Origin of the sequence: Mesorhizobium sp. LCM 4577 (assembly GCF_001854795.2) — a bacterium.
GTDB lineage: Bacteria > Pseudomonadota > Alphaproteobacteria > Rhizobiales > Rhizobiaceae > Mesorhizobium > Mesorhizobium plurifarium.
Genome location: NZ_MDDU01000004.1, coordinates 222,832 through 239,208, shown reverse-complemented (window position 1 = coordinate 239,208; position 16,377 = coordinate 222,832). Strand labels below are relative to the sequence as shown.

The following is a 16,377-nucleotide window of genomic DNA, read 5'->3' as shown; positions in this document are numbered from 1 at the left end:
TGGATGCGGGAACGGGCGAGGTATTGGGGCTGGTGTCGGGCCAGATCTGGACGCGCGATGGCCGGGTGGAAACGCCACATAGTCAACGGTTATTGGCCGACAAGGAATCGCAGCGCTGGCTGGCCACGGCCGAAGCGGCCAAGGAGGTGCTGGCTCAAGCGGCGACGGTGACGGAGGTGAGCGATCGCGAGAGCGATATCTACGCCAAGTGGGAKCGCGTKCCGGSTGCGAACTTYCATATCCTGACCCGCGCCATGAGCGACCGTTTGATCGAGGGCGGCAAGCTCTCGACGGCAAAGCTGCAGCCGGCCGGTGAAGCCGATGTGGAATTGCGGGCTCGTCCTGGCCGGCCGGCGCGCACGGCCCATCTGGTGACCCGCTTCGGGCAAGTCGCCCTCAAGCGCCCACAAAACTGCATCGAAAAAGGGCTGGCCAAGACGGTGACGGTGAKCTTGGTAGAGGTGCTTGAGGTGGGTGCGCCAGCGGATGCCGAGCCAATCGTGTGGCGCCTGCTGACCACCCATGGTGTTCAAGACGCGGCCATGGCCTGGCAGGTGGTTGCCTGGTACCGGATGCGCTGGACCATCGAGCAGTTCTTCCGCACCTTGAAGCAGCAAGGCCTGCAACTGGAGGACAGTCAGTTGGAAACCGCCGAGCGGCTGATGAAGCTGACTGCCATCGCCGCGCGCGCCGCCTGCATCATCATGCAGCTTGTCCAGGCCCGCGACGGAGCATCCGCACAATCCGCCGAGATCGCCTTTACGCCTACCGAAATCGACACCTTGCAGGCTCTGGTGCCCGAGTTGGAGGGCAAGACCGAACTTCAGAAAAACCCTCACCCGCCCAGGTCCTTGGCCTGGGCTGCCTGGATCGTCGCCAAACTCGGGGGATGGGATGGTTATCCCAAGTCCAAGCCGCCAGGCCCAATCACTTTCCGCCACGGCCTTCAGTACTTCCAATCCATCGCACGTGGCTGGAGCCTACGAGATGTGTGAATCGCCTAGACAAAGTGGGGGAGAGGTGTCTCGGCGAAGCCGAGACGGAGAGGGGGCAGCACTGCCGTCCGCGATGTGGCACAACCTCCGTGCCGACCGACAAACCTTCACGCGCCTGACCAGGCAAGAAACGTAACCCGATCTCGCAAATTTCAGGATGGGTATAAAGCGGTAGGGCCGGCGCCTTGGCATAGCTTTCCGTCCAAAATTGCGTAAAAGAAATATTTTGGCCCGGCGGTTCGATGAAACGCTGGACCGCTCCGACGGGCTGCCGGGAGCGGCAGCCGCAGAAGAGGAGCATCGAGACGGACATAGGCCGGGAGTGGCCCGTCCGCGCGGGCAAAAATGAAGAGATGGCGGGAATGGAGCGCTGAGCCCGCGCTTCCTGCGGCATTACCGGCAGCGGGCAGCAAAAAGGGAGACAGGACATATTGAAGGGCGTTGCGGTTTTAACCGAGGGAAGAAGCGGTTCGAACTGGCTGGGAAGTCTCACCAACGCGACAGGCGTCATGGGCCGTTCGGGAGAATGGCTGAAGCAGCTTCATCTCGGTCCGGAGCCGCGCAGATACGATGTGCTCGAGGAAACGGTGATCCGTGAAGCCTCGACCGCCAACGGCCGCTTCGCCGTCAAGGTGTTTCCGCGCCATCTGAGCTGGTCGAAGGGCAAGTGCGGCAAGGACTTCCTCATGGAAGTTCGAAAGAACAACGATCTGGGCTTCATCCTGCTCGAACGCCGCGATCGGCTGAGGCAGGCCATTTCGTTCTACCGCGCCAGCGTTTCGCTCTTGTGGACAAGCCGCAGCAAGGGAGCCGAGTCTCCTGTTCCCTACAGCTTCGCCGGCATCAGCCAGGCTTTCTTCCAGATCGAGCAGAGCTACGCGTTCTGGCGGGCCTATGTGGACCTTTCGCAATTGCCCCACCGGCATTTCTTCTACGAGGACCTCCTGCCGGACCCGGGGCCCTATCTCGAAGCCGTCGCCGAATTGCTCGATGTGCCGGCGCCGGCAACCGTGCCGGTCTCGCAACTCAGAATCCAGCGCGACGACCTGACCGAGGATTGGGTGGCGCGCTTTCGGCAGGAAGCGGAAAAGAAGGGCGCCATCGAGGCGATCGAGGAAGCGCCGGTGCCGCGCACGCTGGAGAATTTCGCCCGCATCGCCATGAGGCGGCCTCTGAACAGAAGGCGATTCTGAGCGCCGCCCTTGAAGCGCGGGGCCCGTCGTCCGGGCTCTTTCCTCTCCCTCCGGAGGGCAGGGCAAATCGCAGATGGTAGCGCAGGCCCCCTCTCCGACCGCTTCGCGGTCACCTCTCCCCCATTTCATGGGGGCGAGGAAAGCCAATCGCCGAAGGCGCCGCCTTGAAAGCTTGGGTTCCTCGCCCCCACAAAGTGGGTACAAAGTGGGGGAGAGGTGGCTCGGCGAAGCCGAGACGGAGAGGGGGTCTGCGCCAGCGTATGTCATCACGCGCCAACCGCCCCGATGCTGAACAGTCTGTAGAGCGGCCAGCCGTTTCCAGGAAACGAAGAACCGCCTAGAGTTCCGCTCGGCACGACCGCCGGGGAGGGGAGCATCGCGATGAAAGACGTCAGGCAACTTGCGGAGATCGCCAGCTATCACGCCCACATCTATTACGGCGACGCGGCTGAGCGCCGGCAGGCCGAGTGGCTGCGCGAGCGCATCGGCGAACGTTTCCGCGTGCGTCTCGGCAACTGGCGCGACGAGCCGGTCGGCCCGCACGCTGAGGCCATGTACCAGGTCTCCTTCGCCACCGAGATCTTCGCCGCGCTGGTCCCCTGGCTGATGCTGAACCACGGGGGCTTGAGCATCCTTATCCACCCCAACACCACCAACCCCAAGCGCGACCACCTGATCGACCCGATCTGGATCGGGAAGGCGCTGCCGGTGAAGGGCGATGTGCTGGGCGAGGAAGACGAGGCGGAAGAGGCGCTGGAGGTGAATACCGAGCCGAGGCTGGGGGCGTGAGGAGTGGCGCTTCAGCGAGCGATGCATACTGGAGAGCCCGCGGCAACCGGACCAGCCATGTATGCATAATTTCTAAATTAGAGTGTGCAGCACGGCGTCTCTGTCCAGTTCATATCGGCCCGCGCAACGGGCGGCATAGTCCAGGCCGGAAGAGAATTTGACCACGGGCCGGCCGTTACTGGTGATGTGCTGAAAACACACCCTCGATAAAGGCTGCGGCGACCGGTTCTACTGCTTGCCAAACCGATGGCCAGCACATAAGCCTGCATATCTGCGATCATCGATCCTCGGGGGAGGGGCTTGTGGCGAAACCAAGACAGCTCGCGACGAAATGCGTGGCGTTGCGCCTTGGGGCCGCGATCCTCGCCATGCCGGCCGCCGATGCGCTCGCCGACAATGTCGTCGCGGACGACCAGGTCGTGCAAGGAAGCCTGTGCATCGGGTTCGACTGCGTCGACAACGAGTCCTTCGGGTTCAACACGATCGTCTTGAAGGAAAACAACACACGCATCTACTTCAACGACACGAGCACGAACGCCGGATTTGCCRCCAATGACTGGGCGCTGATTGCGAACGATTCCGCCTCCGGCGGCGCCAACTACTTCGGCATCCAGGATGCGACGAGCAACAAGATGGTGTTCCGCGTCGATGCGGGCGCTCCCGAGAATGCGCTTTATGTCAGCAGCTCGGGCAATTTGGGCCTTGGCACGTCCAGCCCGACTCTCGGGCTGCAGATAACCCGAGGCGACACGCCGGCGATCCGCCTGGAGCAGACAAACGCCGGCGGCTTCACGGCGCAGACCTGGGATATCGGCGGCAACGAAGCGAATTTCTTCATCCGCGACTCGACGAACGGCAGCCGGCTTCCTTTCCGCATCCGTCCGGGCGCGCCCACGAGCAGCCTTGACATCGCCGCGAACGGCAATGTCGGTCTGGGCACCGCTTCTCCCGACAGCAAGCTGCATGTCTATGGGGCCGCCAACCAGGATACGTTCGAGACCATCGGCGTGTCCTCGGCGGCCAACGCGGATGCGCTGACCTTCGGCTATGGCGGCGCCAGCTTCGGCGTCGGCACCTCGCTGATCAACGCGCATTCGGCCACCGGCTCGAGCGGCCGGCTTCTGCTTGCCACCGATGGCGTGACGCGCATGACCATCGACGCAAACGGCAATGTGGGCATCGGCACGACCGCGCCGGCCGCCGGCCTGGATGTCGTCGGCACCGTTCGCTTTGCATCGCTTGCGGGCTGCACCTCCGGCATCGGTACCAATGCCGCGGGCGATCTGACCTGCATCACCGGCGGCGGCGGAAATCCGCCCTATTACGACACGACCGCCTCCGGCGCGCAGCCGAACGCCAGCGGYACCAACTCCACCGCGGCCGGCTCCGGCAGCAACGCCAGCGGCACCAATGCGCTGGCCGGCGGCACCAACAACCAGTCGCAGGGCGACAACACCACGGTCATCGGCTCGAACAACAGCGTCACAGGCGACGACAGCGGCGCCTTCGGCACCGGCAACACCGTCAGGGGCAATGGCAGCTACGCGATCGGCGACCCCAATGTCGTCAATGGCGACAAGTCCTTCGTCTATGGCGACGACAATGCCGTCAACGCCCCGAACGTCGCCGGCAACGGCAACGGCATTCAGGTCTTCGGCTCAAACAACATCGTCGCCAGCACCGCCAATTCGTCGGGATCCGTGGTGATCGGATCGGGCAGCACCGTCAACGCCACGAACGCGCTCGCGCTCGGCAATGGCACGACGGTGACCGGCGCCAACGCGATCGCCATGGGATCGGGCGCATCCTCGGCCGGCCTGAACGCGGTTGCGATCGGCCCTGGCGCCAGCGCCGCCTATGCGGGCTCCGCCGCCTACGGCTCGGGCGCGGTCGCGACAAGGCAGAACGAGCAGGTGTTCGGAACCGCGGGCAACACCTATTCGATGCCCGGCCTGACGTCGGCGCAGAGCTCGTCGGCCCAGGCCGGCGCGATCGAGATCGTCACCACCGATGCCAACGGCCATCTCGCTTCCGTGACCCCGGGCGCGCTCGGCTTTTCCGATCCCGCGCAATTCAACAGCCTCAACTCCCGCATCGACAGCGTCGGCAGCCGCGCCTATTCCGGCGTCGCCATGGCTATGGCGCTGGCCGGCGCGCCGACCGTGCTGCCGGACGAAAAATTCGTCACCACCTTGAACTGGGGCACGTTCGAGGGCGCCAACGCCTTTGCGCTCAGCGCGGGCGCCCGGCTCGGCTCGCAACTCCAGCTCAATGGCGGCATCGCCTTCGATCCCAACCGGAGTATGGCCGGCGGGCGGCTGGGCTTGAGGATGAGCTGGTAGGAAGCGCCGGCGCGCCAGGATGATCCCGATGCGAACAGTCACGATTCTCCTGGCGGCGATGCTGGCCGTGTGCGCCGCCGCGCCCGGTCTTGCCCAGACGCAGACCCAGGCGCCGGCGCCGGGTAAGAAGAAGGCAGCGCCGACAGCACCGGCGCCCACTGCGCCCGCCTGGCCGRCAAACCCCGCGCAGGCGATCTACCTTGCCCGCAGCACGATGATGGCTCTCCAGCAGGCGGTGGAGACAGGCAACTTCACCGTGCTGAGGGACATGGRCTCGCCAGGCTTTCGTGCCCAGAACACCGCCGCCGACCTTGCGATCAGGTTCCAGCCGCTGCGCCAGTCCGGCGCCGACCTGACGGCGGTTGCCGTAATCGCCCCGCAGCTCTCCACGCCGCCCTTTCTCGATCCCCAGAAGCAACTGCACCTTGTCGGCCTGTTTCCCACGCAACCGCTGGAGATCGACTTCGACCTGTCCTTCGAAAACGTCGACAACCGCTGGCGGATTTCCATCATCGGCGTGACGACCGCCCCGGCGCCGAAAGGGCAGGAGGGTGGGGATAAGGGGAAGGCGGCGAAGTAGGGCGCGGCAGGGGCGGTGGCGATGGAGGAGAGCACGCCAGCGTTATGCCCGGCTGCGCGAGCGCATCGGCGAGCGTTTTCGCGTGCGTCTCGGCAACTGGCGCGACGAGCCGGTCGGTCCGCACGAGCAGGCCATGTACCAGGTCTCCTTCGCCACCGAAATCTTCGCCACCCTGGTCCCCTGGCTGATGCTGAACCACGGCGGCCTGAGCATCCTCATCCACCCCAACACCACCAACCCCAAGCGCGACCACCTGATCGACCCGATCTGGATCGGCCGCGCGCTGCCGGTGAAGGGCGAGGTGCTGGGCGAGGAAGACGAGGCGGAAGGGGCGCTGGAGGTGAATACCGAGCCGACGCTGGGGGTGAGAGAGTGGCGTAAGGGGCGCGGTGCGGAATTTCCTGATCGTCGCGATGCAAACAAAGTGGATCGACCGTTCACTGCGGGAAGGGCTGAATGTGGATAAGGAGCTGACGCCGACGTGTGGGAGGGAGGAACAAAGTTGGTCCGTGCCGGCGTAGATTGCGACGAGGAAAAGAGGTCGTGATCGACAAAACAATTGTAGATTCTGAATTGCACTTCATTTAACCTTTTTTTGGGGGGCAAGTTGAGCAGCAGCGAATCGGTCGGCGTCGACAGGGGAAAAGTGCCAGGGGTGGATACATCCACACTGGCTGAGGCCATGGATGCTCTTCTAAAAGATCATTCCGGCCTAGGTATTCGGCTAAAGCAGGTGCCGTTCGACTGGAATTCGGGGATGCACCGGCTAACTGGGAGCTTTCACTATATAACCTTTGCCGATGGTGTCCCTACCGTTCAGGCGTTTGTAGAGTACCTTTACGATTGCTTAATTCCTTATTGCTTGCCGAAGGGCAAGATTCGCGATGCACTGAAAGGCGTTGATCTTGCTGTTGACTTTTCTCGCGTCGTTAGACTTGGCGATGACGCCAAAGGCTTATTCATAAAAGCGAAAAACCAGCTGGAGTCCGGGGGCGAGCCAGGGGAGTTAATCTTATACGCGCTTCTGGAGTGGGTGCTCAAGGCTCCTCGGCTGGTCTCTAAGATGTATTTGAAGACCAACAATAATATGCCCGTCCACGGCACGGATGGGATTCATTTAGGTTACGACGAAGCAAAAGATTTGCTGACAGTTTATTTTGGAGAATCCAAAATATATCAGAGCTTTTCCTCAGCGGCCGACGCCGCGTTCACTTCAATGGCCGAGCTTCTGGCCAATGCAGGACAGATTTCACGGGAAATTGAAATTTTAAACAATTTATCGGACTTAAATAGTTTATCACCATCGTTCCAGGCCAAAATTGCAGAGTACATTAATCCGTATTCAACGTCGAAGCTGACGCTGCAAAAGCGCATCGTCCATGCGTGTTTGCTTGGCTTTGAATACGCCGCTTATAACCGTATTCTAGCACTTGAGCCAGATAAGGTCGCTCCGTCGTTCGAGAAGCAATACAGGAAGAGGATCGGCAGCGCGTGCCGCGTAATTGAACGTCACTACGGGAAACGCCTCCCGGTCACCACAAATTTGCACCTCTTTCTTTTACCATTTCCTTCGCTGAAGGAATTTAGAGCGGCGTTCTATGGAAAACTCGGGGTAGTAGCGTGAGCTTCGTGGAGGAGCTTTGCAAAACGATAGCTAGCGATGCTCGGTTCGCGGCCGACTATGAGTCCATTCTCCGCCAATCAATCTTAAGCGGCGCGGGCTTTGATCGTGGCAACGCACTTGAAGAGGAAACTCTCAGAAGACTGCTGCAAAGCGCGACGATTTTTGCACAATCCGAAGAGGCGGAGTGGAGGCAGTTCGCGTACCGTATTTGTATTGGGTCTCTGACCTATAGCGAAACCTTAGCTGGGATTGGAGCGGCTTCCAGGCTAATTCTCGCTCGGCTCAGCAACTACCCAGCCATCAAGTTTGCTTTCCGCGGTGATCCGGAGCCGAAATCCCTTACAGAAGGTGTCTTTCTAGAGATCATCGGACGGCGACTCGACAATACTGTCCAGATTGGTCAGCGCAATGCGGTCTTCACGGACATGCAAAGGGCTGTTTGGGGTACGCTAACGTCCGGCTCCTCACTCGCGCTTTCTGCGCCGACGTCAGCCGGTAAATCATTCGTGTTCTTGGCTTATGTCGAACAGCTGAAACGCACTAATCCAAATGCCAATCTCGTATACCTCGTGCCAAGTCGGGCRCTTATAAGTCAGGTTGCGGCCGATCTGCGTACCGTTGGCGCTGATAAGACCTTTGAGGTCACGACCGTGCCGATCCCAGTGGAGCCAAGTATCCTCGGCACTCCGATCTATGTTCTCACACCCGAACGGCTTCAGGTGCTCTTTCACACTGCGCCTGAACTAGGCTTCGACGTGGCGATTATTGACGAAGCCCACCTTATCGGGGAGAGTTCTCGTGGTGTGGTTCTGCATTCGGTTTTGCAGGATCTGCAAAGGCGTCGCCCTCAAATGCAGTTCCTATTCTCGTCGCCTCAAGTGCGAGAGCCGGCCGTCTTCGGTGACGTCGTCGGGAACAAGAGTGTCAAAGTTTTTAAAACCAAGGACTCTCCAGTCGCGCAAAACATTATACTGTTGAATGGCAGCGCGGACGATAATAAGAAGATCGATGTAATACTTTGGCGAGATGGGGAAAAGACTCAAATCGCGGAAGTTGTTGCGGAGATACCGATATATAATTCGCATGATAGGTTGATATATTTGAGCTGGGCACTTGGAATAAACTCACAAAGCCTAGTGTATGCTGGGGGCCCGGCTGCATGTGAGGACGTGGCGTTTAAGATAAAAGAGCTTTGGCAGGATCCAGCAACCGCGAACGCCGCGTCTCAAATCTCTCCGAGTGAAGATTCACTTCGGGTCCGCAAGGAACTGGCTTCCTTCGCAAGGGAAGCGGTCCATCCAAGCTATATTCTGGCAGAGACGGTTGAGGGCGGCGTAGGATTCCACTACGGCCGCATCCCACCCTTGTTGAGGAACGCCATTGAAAGTGCATTCGCAGATGGGCATCTCGATTACATCGTTTGCACAAGCACGCTGCTTCAAGGTGTCAATCTCCCCGCGCGCAATATTTTCATGCAGAACCCTCACAAGGGCGAAGACCATCCCATTGCTCCTGTCGATTTTTGGAACTTAGCGGGGCGCGCAGGCCGCCTCGGCAGAGATTTCCAAGGCAACGTCTTCCTGGTGGACTACGAACAGTGGGAATCTAGCCCGCTCTCAGGGCCAAAAGATGAGCCGGTTAAGCCCTCGCTGGAGGCAACACTGACAGATGAGTCTGCAGAGCTTCTGGAATATATCTCGGCTACCGATCGGCCCTCGGGAGAGAGCCCTCATCTTGAGGCCGCTTTCTCGAAGTTGTTGCGGGATCGTCGGCAAGGGCAACTCGACGAGACGCTCGATCGCGTCAGTGGCTTATCACCGCAGACGCGAACGAGTTTGGTTTCCGCGTTAGCTGTGGCGGACGAGTTGATTAGTCTGGACACGCAAACGCTCGCGGCAAGCCCTCAAATTTCCGGGTTCCGGCAGCAACAGCTGTACGACTACATGTTGGGGAAGATTGGGGAGAAAGGCCCTGATTATCTGATTCCCCTCCATCCAAGTTCCGGCTGGGCAGAGGCGCTTAACAAACTGCGACCGGTTTTCGCTCGAGTGCATAAATATCTTGAGCTCAAGAGCGGTAGACATCACCTGTATTGGGCGCCCTTAGCTTTACGTTGGATGCGCGGCGAGCCGCTTCCGGTCATTATCGAAGGGGCTATCAGGTATCACAAAGGACTGGGCAAAAATCGATCCAACCGTACTATAATCCGCGAGGTGCTTACGGATGTCGAGAGTGATCTAAGGTTTAAGTACGTAAATCTGCTCGGCTGCTATACCGCAGTTCTAAGAGAGGCACTGATCGCCAGTGGCCATGGCTCGCATGTAGCAAAAATACCTGCGCTGACGCTTTACTTGGAACTTGGTGCCGCATCGCAGACGATGATCCAGTTCATTAGCCTCGGACTCTCGCGCCACACCGCGAATCTCTTGTCAGGGTTAACGATCAATCGTGACATGGACATCGGGGCAGCGAGAAGTTTTCTATCTAGACTCAACCCCGATGGTGCGGGCCTCTCTCCTTATGTCACTAACGAACTAAGACGGATTCTTCAGACCAGCTAGCCCAGAGCTGCTTCGGGAGGCCTAGTTAATGGTGCGTAGCAGGCGCGGAGCAATCTCCTCTGTGGAGGCAAATGGACGAAACGGCTGCAAGCCGTCAGGGGAATGGGTGCTGCATTCTGTTAGCCTATCCCACAGCGAAGCGCGGCAGCAGGAAATCTCCGCCCCCTCCCGATAAATCGCCCCGGCGTCGCCACCGCGGTGGCGCGGTGGACCCAAGGCTCTGTCCCGGGATCCGTCAGCTGGCCGGAACAGCTCCCTCGATGTCGTGCTGGGGCCTTGCGGCGACAGCGCTGGGCGAGCCCCGAGGGTGACTTCGACCAAGGCCAGCTTCCGCTTGCCGCCCTCAACCCTCATCCTCGACCACAAACGAAAGCGCGATCAGGTCGTCGACGTCGATGCCGCCGTGGCCGTTGTCCAGCACGTCGGCGACCTTCTGAAACGCCAGCATGTCATCCGTGGTGAGCTTGGCTTCCCGCAGCCTGTCCTGCAAACCCGCCACCCTGGTTTCCAACGTCGTGGTGATCATGCTTGCCTCCGTTACTGTCCAACGCCGCGTTCCAGACGCCCAGCATCAGGCATGAGAACACCACCGGGCCGATGAACAGGCTGATGGCTACGCCCACGGCCGCGACAATGCCCATCGGCTCCGGTTTCGCGGTCATCGTTCTCCGTCCGTCATCGGCCGGGATGAGACTGAGAATGGAAAGGTCGCGGTGGTGCAGCGCGCTGTTGTCGTTTGCGGCGACCGCGAGCCGCTCCCGGAAAGCGAGCCGCGCCTCGGCAAAAGGCCCGCAGGAACTCAGCCGCATGGATCACGCCCCCGCAAACGTCGCCTTGTGGTGGCGTTCGAAAAGCGCCAGCTTGGCCGAGTAGCCTAGCCTGAGCTTGGCCTTGCAGGCGTCGCAATGGAAGGTGCTCACCGCCTTGAACCATGAACCATTCTTGATGATCGGCCGGCGGCAGTTGGGGCATTCATAGCGAAGACTGACGTCCCGCAACTCATCGGAAATCGACACTGTTCACCTCTGTCCCGGTTCTTGTTCTTTGATCGGATCGCCCGCCGCCTGTGGGCGGGCGGCGGGCGATCCAGCAGCCTGACGATGAAGGGACTGATTGTTCGTCAGTGCAGCCCCAATGAAGTCGTGGGGCTTATGTTTCACGCGATGGACCAATGCGCCGGCGCATGGGACCTCAGTCCGTATCAGCGGAACCTAATGTTGCTCGCGCGCTTATGGCCAAATGAGCAGGCGCGGTCTCGACTTCTTCGACAGATGGATGGCGGAGCATCTGCCGAACGTGCTGACGGACGATCCGCTCGCGGTGAGCGATCTCGCCGACGAGATGATGAAGGCGGCCAGGCGCGAAGGCATTCCGGCCAGCGAAATCGAAGAGGAAGTCGACAGCGTTTTCGAGGTGATCTTCGAGGCGCTGCAGCACCGCGAAGGCAGTTTGGGCGAAAGCGACCAGGCTGTCTTCGAATTGCTTTCAGGGCGCCTGGCAAAAGAAGCCGGCATCACCCAGGATCAGGCCGGCGCGCTGATCGAAACGATCGGGACCGACTGGGATGCGCTCCTCCGTGAGGCCCATTTTCTGAAAGAGCAGGGCGAATGAGCGAGCGTGGCGCGGAGTTCTTTGGCCGATGGATCACCGACAATGTGATGCGCGGCAAGGTGGGCGCGGACATTCTCTCGGTGGCTGAACTGACGACCAAGCTGTTTGCCGACGCCAAGGCGGCAGGAATTTCGGAGGAGGAGATCGAAGAGGAGGTCGGAAGCGCGTACGAAGCGATCCTGGCGGCAATAGTCGGCTCCAAGGATGCCGGCAAACCCTAAAGCGCGTCGCAATCTTTCAGATTCGCGCCATGCGCTTTAGATTCTTGATTTAACGCATGTCTTTATCCCGAAACCGGTTCCCACTTCCGGGAGACATGCTTTAACGGCGGTCCGCGCTCGCCGGTCAACCGCCCGACGGAACATTAGTGAACGCTAATTATTATTCCTCCCATAGGAGGACCTGACATGAACAGCATCATCTATATCGTCGGACTCGTCGTTGTCATTCTCGTCGTGCTGAGCTTTTTCGGGCTTAGATGATAGCCCCGGGAGATCTGCGGGGGGATCCGCGGAATTAGCGACGGCGGCGGGCCGCTTGCTCTCTAGCCTCCAGCCAGCCGTGGCAGCAGGAAAATCTCCGCTCCCGGTGGCAGCTCTTTACTCCACGTATCGCGATAGATCGTCCCGTCGATCGCCACCGCGATGCCGCGATCGATCCACGGCTCGATCCCGGGATACTGTTCCGCCAGCTTGCGGAACAGCTCCCTGATGTCCTTGGCCTCGATGTCGTGCTTGGCCTTGCCTCCGGCGACGGTGCTGAGCGAGCCCCAGAGGGTGACCTCGACCATTATCTCCAGATCCTCATCGGGAGGTAGCGCGAGCCGAAAACCGACTCGCGCTTTTCAGCATCAGCCTTCCCGTTCCGCATCCAGCGCCGCCAGTATGCGCGGCGGGGACATCGGGATGTGGGTCATGCGCACGCCCACCGCGTTCGACACCGCGTTGGCGATCGCCGCCAGCGGCGGCACGATCGAGGTTTCGCCAACGCCGCGCACGCCATAGGGGTGGTTGGGGTTGGGGATTTCCAGGATCTGCGTGTCGATCATCGGCAGGTCGGAGCAGACCGGGATGCGGTAGTCGAGGAAGCCCGCATTCTGCAGCCGCCCGTCCTTGCCGTAGATATACTCCTCGTTGAGCGCCCAGCCGATGCCTTGCGCCGCGCCGCCCTGGTACTGGCCCTCGACATAGGTCGGGTGCACCGCCTTGCCGGCATCCTGCACCACCGTGTAGCGGATCACCCGGGTCGAGCCGGTCTCGGGGTCGACCTCGACGTCGCAGATATGGGTGGCGAAGGAGACGCCGGCGCCGTCGGCGACGAGCTCGCTATGGCCGGCGATCGGGCCGCCAGTCTTGCCGGAAGCGGCGGCGATCTCCTTCAGCGACAGCGGCGACAGGTTGCCGTATTTCTCGCCCTTGGCGATCGCATGGCCCTTTTCCCAGACCACGTCTTCCACCGGGATATCCCACATCTGCGCGGCGCGCTCGCGCAGGATCTTGATCGCGTTGCGCGCGGCCGAGATCGTCGCCATCGAGGAGGAGAAGGTGCCGCGGCTGCCGTCGGTCATGTCGTTGTAGCCCAGCGAAGACGTGTCGGCGACGATCGCCTTCACGTGGCTGTAGTCGATGCCGAGCTCCTCCGCCGCCACCAGCGACAGCGAGGCGCGGGACCCGCCCACGTCCACCGTGCCCACTGCCAGCGACACCGAGCCGTCCATGCCGATGTTCAGGTCCGTGCAGGTCTGGCCGCCGAAGTTGAACCAGAAGCCGCAGGCCATGCCGCGCCCCTGGTTGGCTTTCAGCGGCGCCTTCATGTGCGGATGGTTCTTCACCGCCTCCAGCGTCGGCCCGATGCCGATCGGCCCGTAGACGGGGCCGTAGGACGAGCGCGTGCCTTCCTGCGCGGCGTTCTTGATGCGGAACTCCACCGCATCCATGCCGAGCTCCTTGGCGAGCTCGTCCACCACGCTTTCCACGGCGAAGGCAGCCATGGGCGCCGAGGGCGCGCGATAGGCCGCCGTCTTCGGCCGGTTGACCAGCACTTCGTAGCCGACGGTCTTGACGTTCTCCAGCTTGTAGCAGGCAAACGCCGTCATCGCCCCGATCTCGGCCCAGGAACCGGCATAGGGGCCGCAGCTATAGCGCAGCGTCGCTTCCGCGGCGGTGATGGTGCCGTCCTTCCTGGCGCCGATCTTCACGTCGATCGAGGTGGCGCTGGTCGGGCCCGAGGCGCGGAACACCTCGTCGCGGGTCATCACCAGCTTCACCGGGCGGCCGGCCTTTCGGGAGAGCGCCAGCGCCACCGGCTCGGCCCAGACATGGGTCTTGCCGCCGAAACCGCCGCCGATTTCCGACGAGGTCACGCGCAGCTTCGAGGCTTCGAGCCCAAGCAACTGGGCGCAATGCTGGCGGTAGACGAAATGGCCTTGCGTGCAGACCCAAAGGTCGGCCGTGCCGTCGGCATTGACGCTCGCCACGCAGGCATGCGGCTCGATATAGCCCTGGTGCGTCTGCTCGGTCTTGAACGAGCGTTCGATCACGAAATCGGCCTCGGCGAAGCCCTTATGGACATCGCCATGGCCGAACTGCGTGCGCTTGGTGATGTTGGAGGGCTTGGCCGGCTTTTCCTCCAGCCCCTCGGTGAAGACCTGGTCGTTGATCAGCGGCGCATGGTGCTGCGCGGCCTCGTCGACATCGGTGACATGCGGCAGCACCTCGTAGTCGACCTCGATCAGCTTCAGCGCCTGGCGGGCGGTGCGGGCATCGATCGCCGCCACCGCGGCCACCGCATGGCCGTCATAGAGCGCCTTCTTGCGCGCCATCGAGTTGTCGAGGATGTCGTACATGGCGGCGTCGCCGTCGGTCAGGTCCGGCAGGTCCTTCGCCGTGATCACCGCCTTCACGCCGGCGAGCTTTTCCGCCTTGGACGTGTCGATGCTTTTGATCACCGCATGCGCGTGCGGGCTGCGCAGGATCCGGCCCACCAGCTGTCCGGCCATGTTGAAGTCGGCGCCGTAGCGGGCGCGCCCGGTCACCTTGTCGATGCCGTCGGGGCGGATCGGCCGCGTGCCGACGGAAGCGAATTTGCGTCCTGAAAAGCGCGGATCGAAATTCATGGATTACGCTCCCTTCATCACGTTGRCCGCGTCCTGGACGGCGCGCACGATCTTGTCATAGCCGGTGCAGCGGCAGAGATTGCCGGCCAGCCCAAAGCGGATTTCCTCCTCGGTGGGCGAGGGGTTCTTGGCCAAGAGGTCCTTCGCCGCAATCAGGAAACCTGGCGTGCAGATGCCGCATTGCAAGGCCGCGTGCTCCAGGAATTTCTGCTGCAGCGGGTGCAGCTGGTCGCCATGCGCCATGCCTTCGATGGTCTCGACCTTGCGGCCTTCGGCTTCCGCGCCCAGCACCAGGCAGGAGCAGACGAGGCGGCCGTCGACGATGACGCTGCAGGCGCCGCAGTCGCCGGTGCCGCAGCCTTCCTTGGCGCCGGTCAGGCCCAGCCGGTCGCGCAGCACTTCAAGCAGCGTCTCGTCGGGCTGGCAGAGATATTCGACGGCATCGCCGTTGATCGTGGTTGATACAGCTACACCGGCCATTATTTGCCTCCCGCACGCTTGTAGGCGATTGCCGCGACGCGCCTTGCCAGCACGCCCGCGACCTTTCGTCTGAATTCGATGGTGCCGCGCTTGTCGTCGATCGGACGGCAGGCGCCGGCGCAGATCTTGGCCAGCCGCTCCAGCGTTGCTTCGTCGAGCCTGGAGCCGATCAGCACCTGGCCCGCTTCCTCGACCAGAAGCACGGTGGGCGCGGCGGCGCCCAGCGCCACGCGGGCGGTCTTGATCGCGCCGTGATCGTCCAGCGTCAGGTTCACGCCGGCGCTCACCACCGCGATGTCCATCTCGGTGCGCGGAATGAAGCGCAGATAGGCGTCGCCCGCATGGTCAGGGCGCTTGTCGAGCAGGATCGCCTCGATGATCTCGCCCTTGGCGAGCGACGTGCGGCCCGGCCCGGTAGGCACGGTCTCAACCGCAATGGTGCGCTTGCCCGAAGGCCCGGCGACGACTGCCTTGGCGCCTGCAGCCACCAGCGCCGGCACGCTGTCGGCGGCGGGCGAGGCGTTGCAGAGGTTGCCGGTGATGGTGCAGCGGCCCTGAACCTGCTTGGAGCCGATCAGGTTCGCGGCCTCGACCACGCCCGGCCATGCCTGCTTCAGCGCCTTGTTCTCGCCCAGCACGGCGCAGGGCACGGCGGCGCCGATCCGGAAACCTTCCGCCGTCTCGGTCACGTCGCTCAGGCCGCCTATGCGCTTGATGTCGACGATCAGCTCGGGCTCGACGAAGCCGCCCTTCATCCTCACCAGCAAGTCGCTGCCTCCGGCCAGGATGGCGGCCGGTCCTACCGCCTTGGCGAGCTCGCCGACGGCATCTTCGATTGAAAGCGGACGTATGTAACGCATCGTCTCCCCTTGGTGATCGCTTTGTCAGCGACCGTTATAAAGCCTCTGGTTATAATGGCCATCCCGTTCGTGCATGTCCGGGTTGGGCCAGAGCCCTGTTCCAGATGCGCCCAGAGGCCGGGCCAGGGCAGCGCAGCCTCTTCCTTCTCCCCGTCACTATACGGGGAGAAGGTGCCCGGAGGGCGGATGAGGGGCGGCGCCGGCGTTGGTCATTGGCCGTCTCCGCC

15 protein-coding genes and 1 pseudogene are annotated in these 16,377 nt (G+C 61.9%); 10 read left to right on the top strand and 6 right to left on the bottom strand.

Annotation, left to right across the window (positions count from 1 at the left end):
• The 8 genes and pseudogenes from LCM4577_RS09665 to LCM4577_RS09630 all read left to right on the top strand — a co-directional run.
• Positions 1-995 (top strand): IS4 family transposase (locus LCM4577_RS09665; RefSeq protein ID WP_131803444.1); only part of this gene is annotated, 995 nt, incomplete at its 5' end.
• Positions 996-1,426: 431 nt separating this feature from the next.
• Entirely contained in the window at positions 1,427-2,188 is a 762-nt protein-coding gene (locus LCM4577_RS09660) for a Stf0 family sulfotransferase (protein ID WP_071070925.1), read from the top strand.
• 381 nt (positions 2,189-2,569) lie between these two features.
• A complete protein-coding gene (locus tag LCM4577_RS09655) occupies positions 2,570-2,977 on the top strand; it encodes a DOPA 4,5-dioxygenase family protein (protein ID WP_071070923.1) in 408 nt (135 codons plus the stop codon).
• Positions 2,978-3,279: 302 nt separating this feature from the next.
• Positions 3,280-5,319, top strand: a complete 2,040-nt coding sequence (locus LCM4577_RS09650; protein ID WP_131803443.1) for a hypothetical protein — start codon at positions 3,280-3,282, stop codon at positions 5,317-5,319.
• A gap of 28 nt (positions 5,320-5,347) precedes the next feature.
• On the top strand, positions 5,348-5,899 hold the full coding sequence (locus LCM4577_RS09645) for a hypothetical protein (RefSeq protein WP_131803441.1): 552 nt from the start codon (positions 5,348-5,350) through the stop codon (positions 5,897-5,899).
• Positions 5,900-5,948: 49 nt separating this feature from the next.
• Positions 5,949-6,260 (top strand): annotated as a pseudogene (locus LCM4577_RS09640) (DOPA 4,5-dioxygenase family protein); the annotation flags it as partial.
• A 246-nt stretch (positions 6,261-6,506) separates the two neighbouring features.
• Positions 6,507-7,523, top strand: coding sequence for a DUF1837 domain-containing protein (locus LCM4577_RS09635; protein WP_131803440.1), 1,017 nt, complete (start codon positions 6,507-6,509; stop codon positions 7,521-7,523).
• Positions 7,520-10,084 (top strand): DEAD/DEAH box helicase, encoded by a 2,565-nt coding sequence (locus tag LCM4577_RS09630; protein WP_071070918.1) that lies wholly within the window; start codon positions 7,520-7,522, stop codon positions 10,082-10,084. The genes LCM4577_RS09635 and LCM4577_RS09630 overlap by 4 nt, the downstream gene beginning before the upstream one ends.
• Before the next feature lie 343 nt (positions 10,085-10,427).
• On the opposite strand, the gene LCM4577_RS09625 is transcribed toward LCM4577_RS09630, so the two are convergent.
• Together LCM4577_RS09625 and LCM4577_RS09620 are read right to left on the bottom strand one after the other, a co-directional pair.
• Positions 10,428-10,610, bottom strand: a complete 183-nt coding sequence (locus tag LCM4577_RS09625; RefSeq protein ID WP_071030805.1) for a hypothetical protein — start codon at positions 10,608-10,610, stop codon at positions 10,428-10,430.
• Positions 10,611-10,896: 286 nt separating this feature from the next.
• Entirely contained in the window at positions 10,897-11,100 is a 204-nt protein-coding gene (locus LCM4577_RS09620; RefSeq protein ID WP_071030806.1) for a hypothetical protein, read from the bottom strand.
• Between the two features lie 259 nt (positions 11,101-11,359).
• On the opposite strand from LCM4577_RS09620, the gene LCM4577_RS09615 reads away from it, so the two are divergent.
• Both LCM4577_RS09615 and LCM4577_RS09610 read left to right on the top strand, forming a co-directional pair.
• Complete coding sequence (locus LCM4577_RS09615) at positions 11,360-11,695, top strand: hypothetical protein (protein WP_244508268.1); 336 nt, start codon at positions 11,360-11,362, stop codon at positions 11,693-11,695.
• Positions 11,692-11,916: a DUF768 domain-containing protein gene (locus tag LCM4577_RS09610; protein WP_040980416.1), complete on the top strand. Its 225-nt coding sequence runs from the start codon at positions 11,692-11,694 to the stop codon at positions 11,914-11,916. The genes LCM4577_RS09615 and LCM4577_RS09610 overlap by 4 nt, the downstream gene beginning before the upstream one ends.
• A gap of 323 nt (positions 11,917-12,239) precedes the next feature.
• On the opposite strand, the gene LCM4577_RS09605 is transcribed toward LCM4577_RS09610, so the two are convergent.
• The 4 genes from LCM4577_RS09605 to LCM4577_RS09590 are packed head-to-tail and all read right to left on the bottom strand — an operon-like array spanning position 12,240 to position 16,150.
• The gene (locus LCM4577_RS09605) at positions 12,240-12,485 is read right to left on the bottom strand and encodes a MoaD/ThiS family protein (protein WP_071030809.1); all 246 of its coding nucleotides are present in this window, start codon (positions 12,483-12,485) and stop codon (positions 12,240-12,242) included.
• A gap of 60 nt (positions 12,486-12,545) precedes the next feature.
• Positions 12,546-14,810, bottom strand: coding sequence for a xanthine dehydrogenase family protein molybdopterin-binding subunit (locus LCM4577_RS09600; RefSeq protein ID WP_071070914.1), 2,265 nt, complete (start codon positions 14,808-14,810; stop codon positions 12,546-12,548).
• A gap of 3 nt (positions 14,811-14,813) precedes the next feature.
• Positions 14,814-15,290 (bottom strand): (2Fe-2S)-binding protein, encoded by a 477-nt coding sequence (locus tag LCM4577_RS09595; RefSeq protein WP_071070913.1) that lies wholly within the window; start codon positions 15,288-15,290, stop codon positions 14,814-14,816.
• Entirely contained in the window at positions 15,290-16,150 is an 861-nt protein-coding gene (locus tag LCM4577_RS09590; protein ID WP_071070911.1) for a xanthine dehydrogenase family protein subunit M, read from the bottom strand. The genes LCM4577_RS09595 and LCM4577_RS09590 overlap by 1 nt, the downstream gene beginning before the upstream one ends.
• Positions 16,151-16,377: the final 227 nt, after the last annotated feature.

Excerpts from the sequence above, each read along its gene's own strand:
- LCM4577_RS09605 (WP_071030809.1), bottom strand. The coding sequence starts at position 12,485 with ATGGTCGAGGTCACCCTCTGGGGCTCGCTCAGCACCGTCGCCGGAGGC.
- LCM4577_RS09655 (WP_071070923.1), top strand. The coding sequence starts at position 2,570 with ATGAAAGACGTCAGGCAACTTGCGGAGATCGCCAGCTATCACGCCCAC.
- LCM4577_RS09610 (WP_040980416.1), top strand. The coding sequence starts at position 11,692 with ATGAGCGAGCGTGGCGCGGAGTTCTTTGGCCGATGGATCACCGACAAT.
- LCM4577_RS09625 (WP_071030805.1), bottom strand. The coding sequence starts at position 10,610 with ATGATCACCACGACGTTGGAAACCAGGGTGGCGGGTTTGCAGGACAGG.
- LCM4577_RS09600 (WP_071070914.1), bottom strand. The coding sequence starts at position 14,810 with ATGAATTTCGATCCGCGCTTTTCAGGACGCAAATTCGCTTCCGTCGGC.
- LCM4577_RS09615 (WP_244508268.1), top strand. The coding sequence starts at position 11,360 with ATGGCGGAGCATCTGCCGAACGTGCTGACGGACGATCCGCTCGCGGTG.
- LCM4577_RS09590 (WP_071070911.1), bottom strand. The coding sequence starts at position 16,150 with ATGCGTTACATACGTCCGCTTTCAATCGAAGATGCCGTCGGCGAGCTC.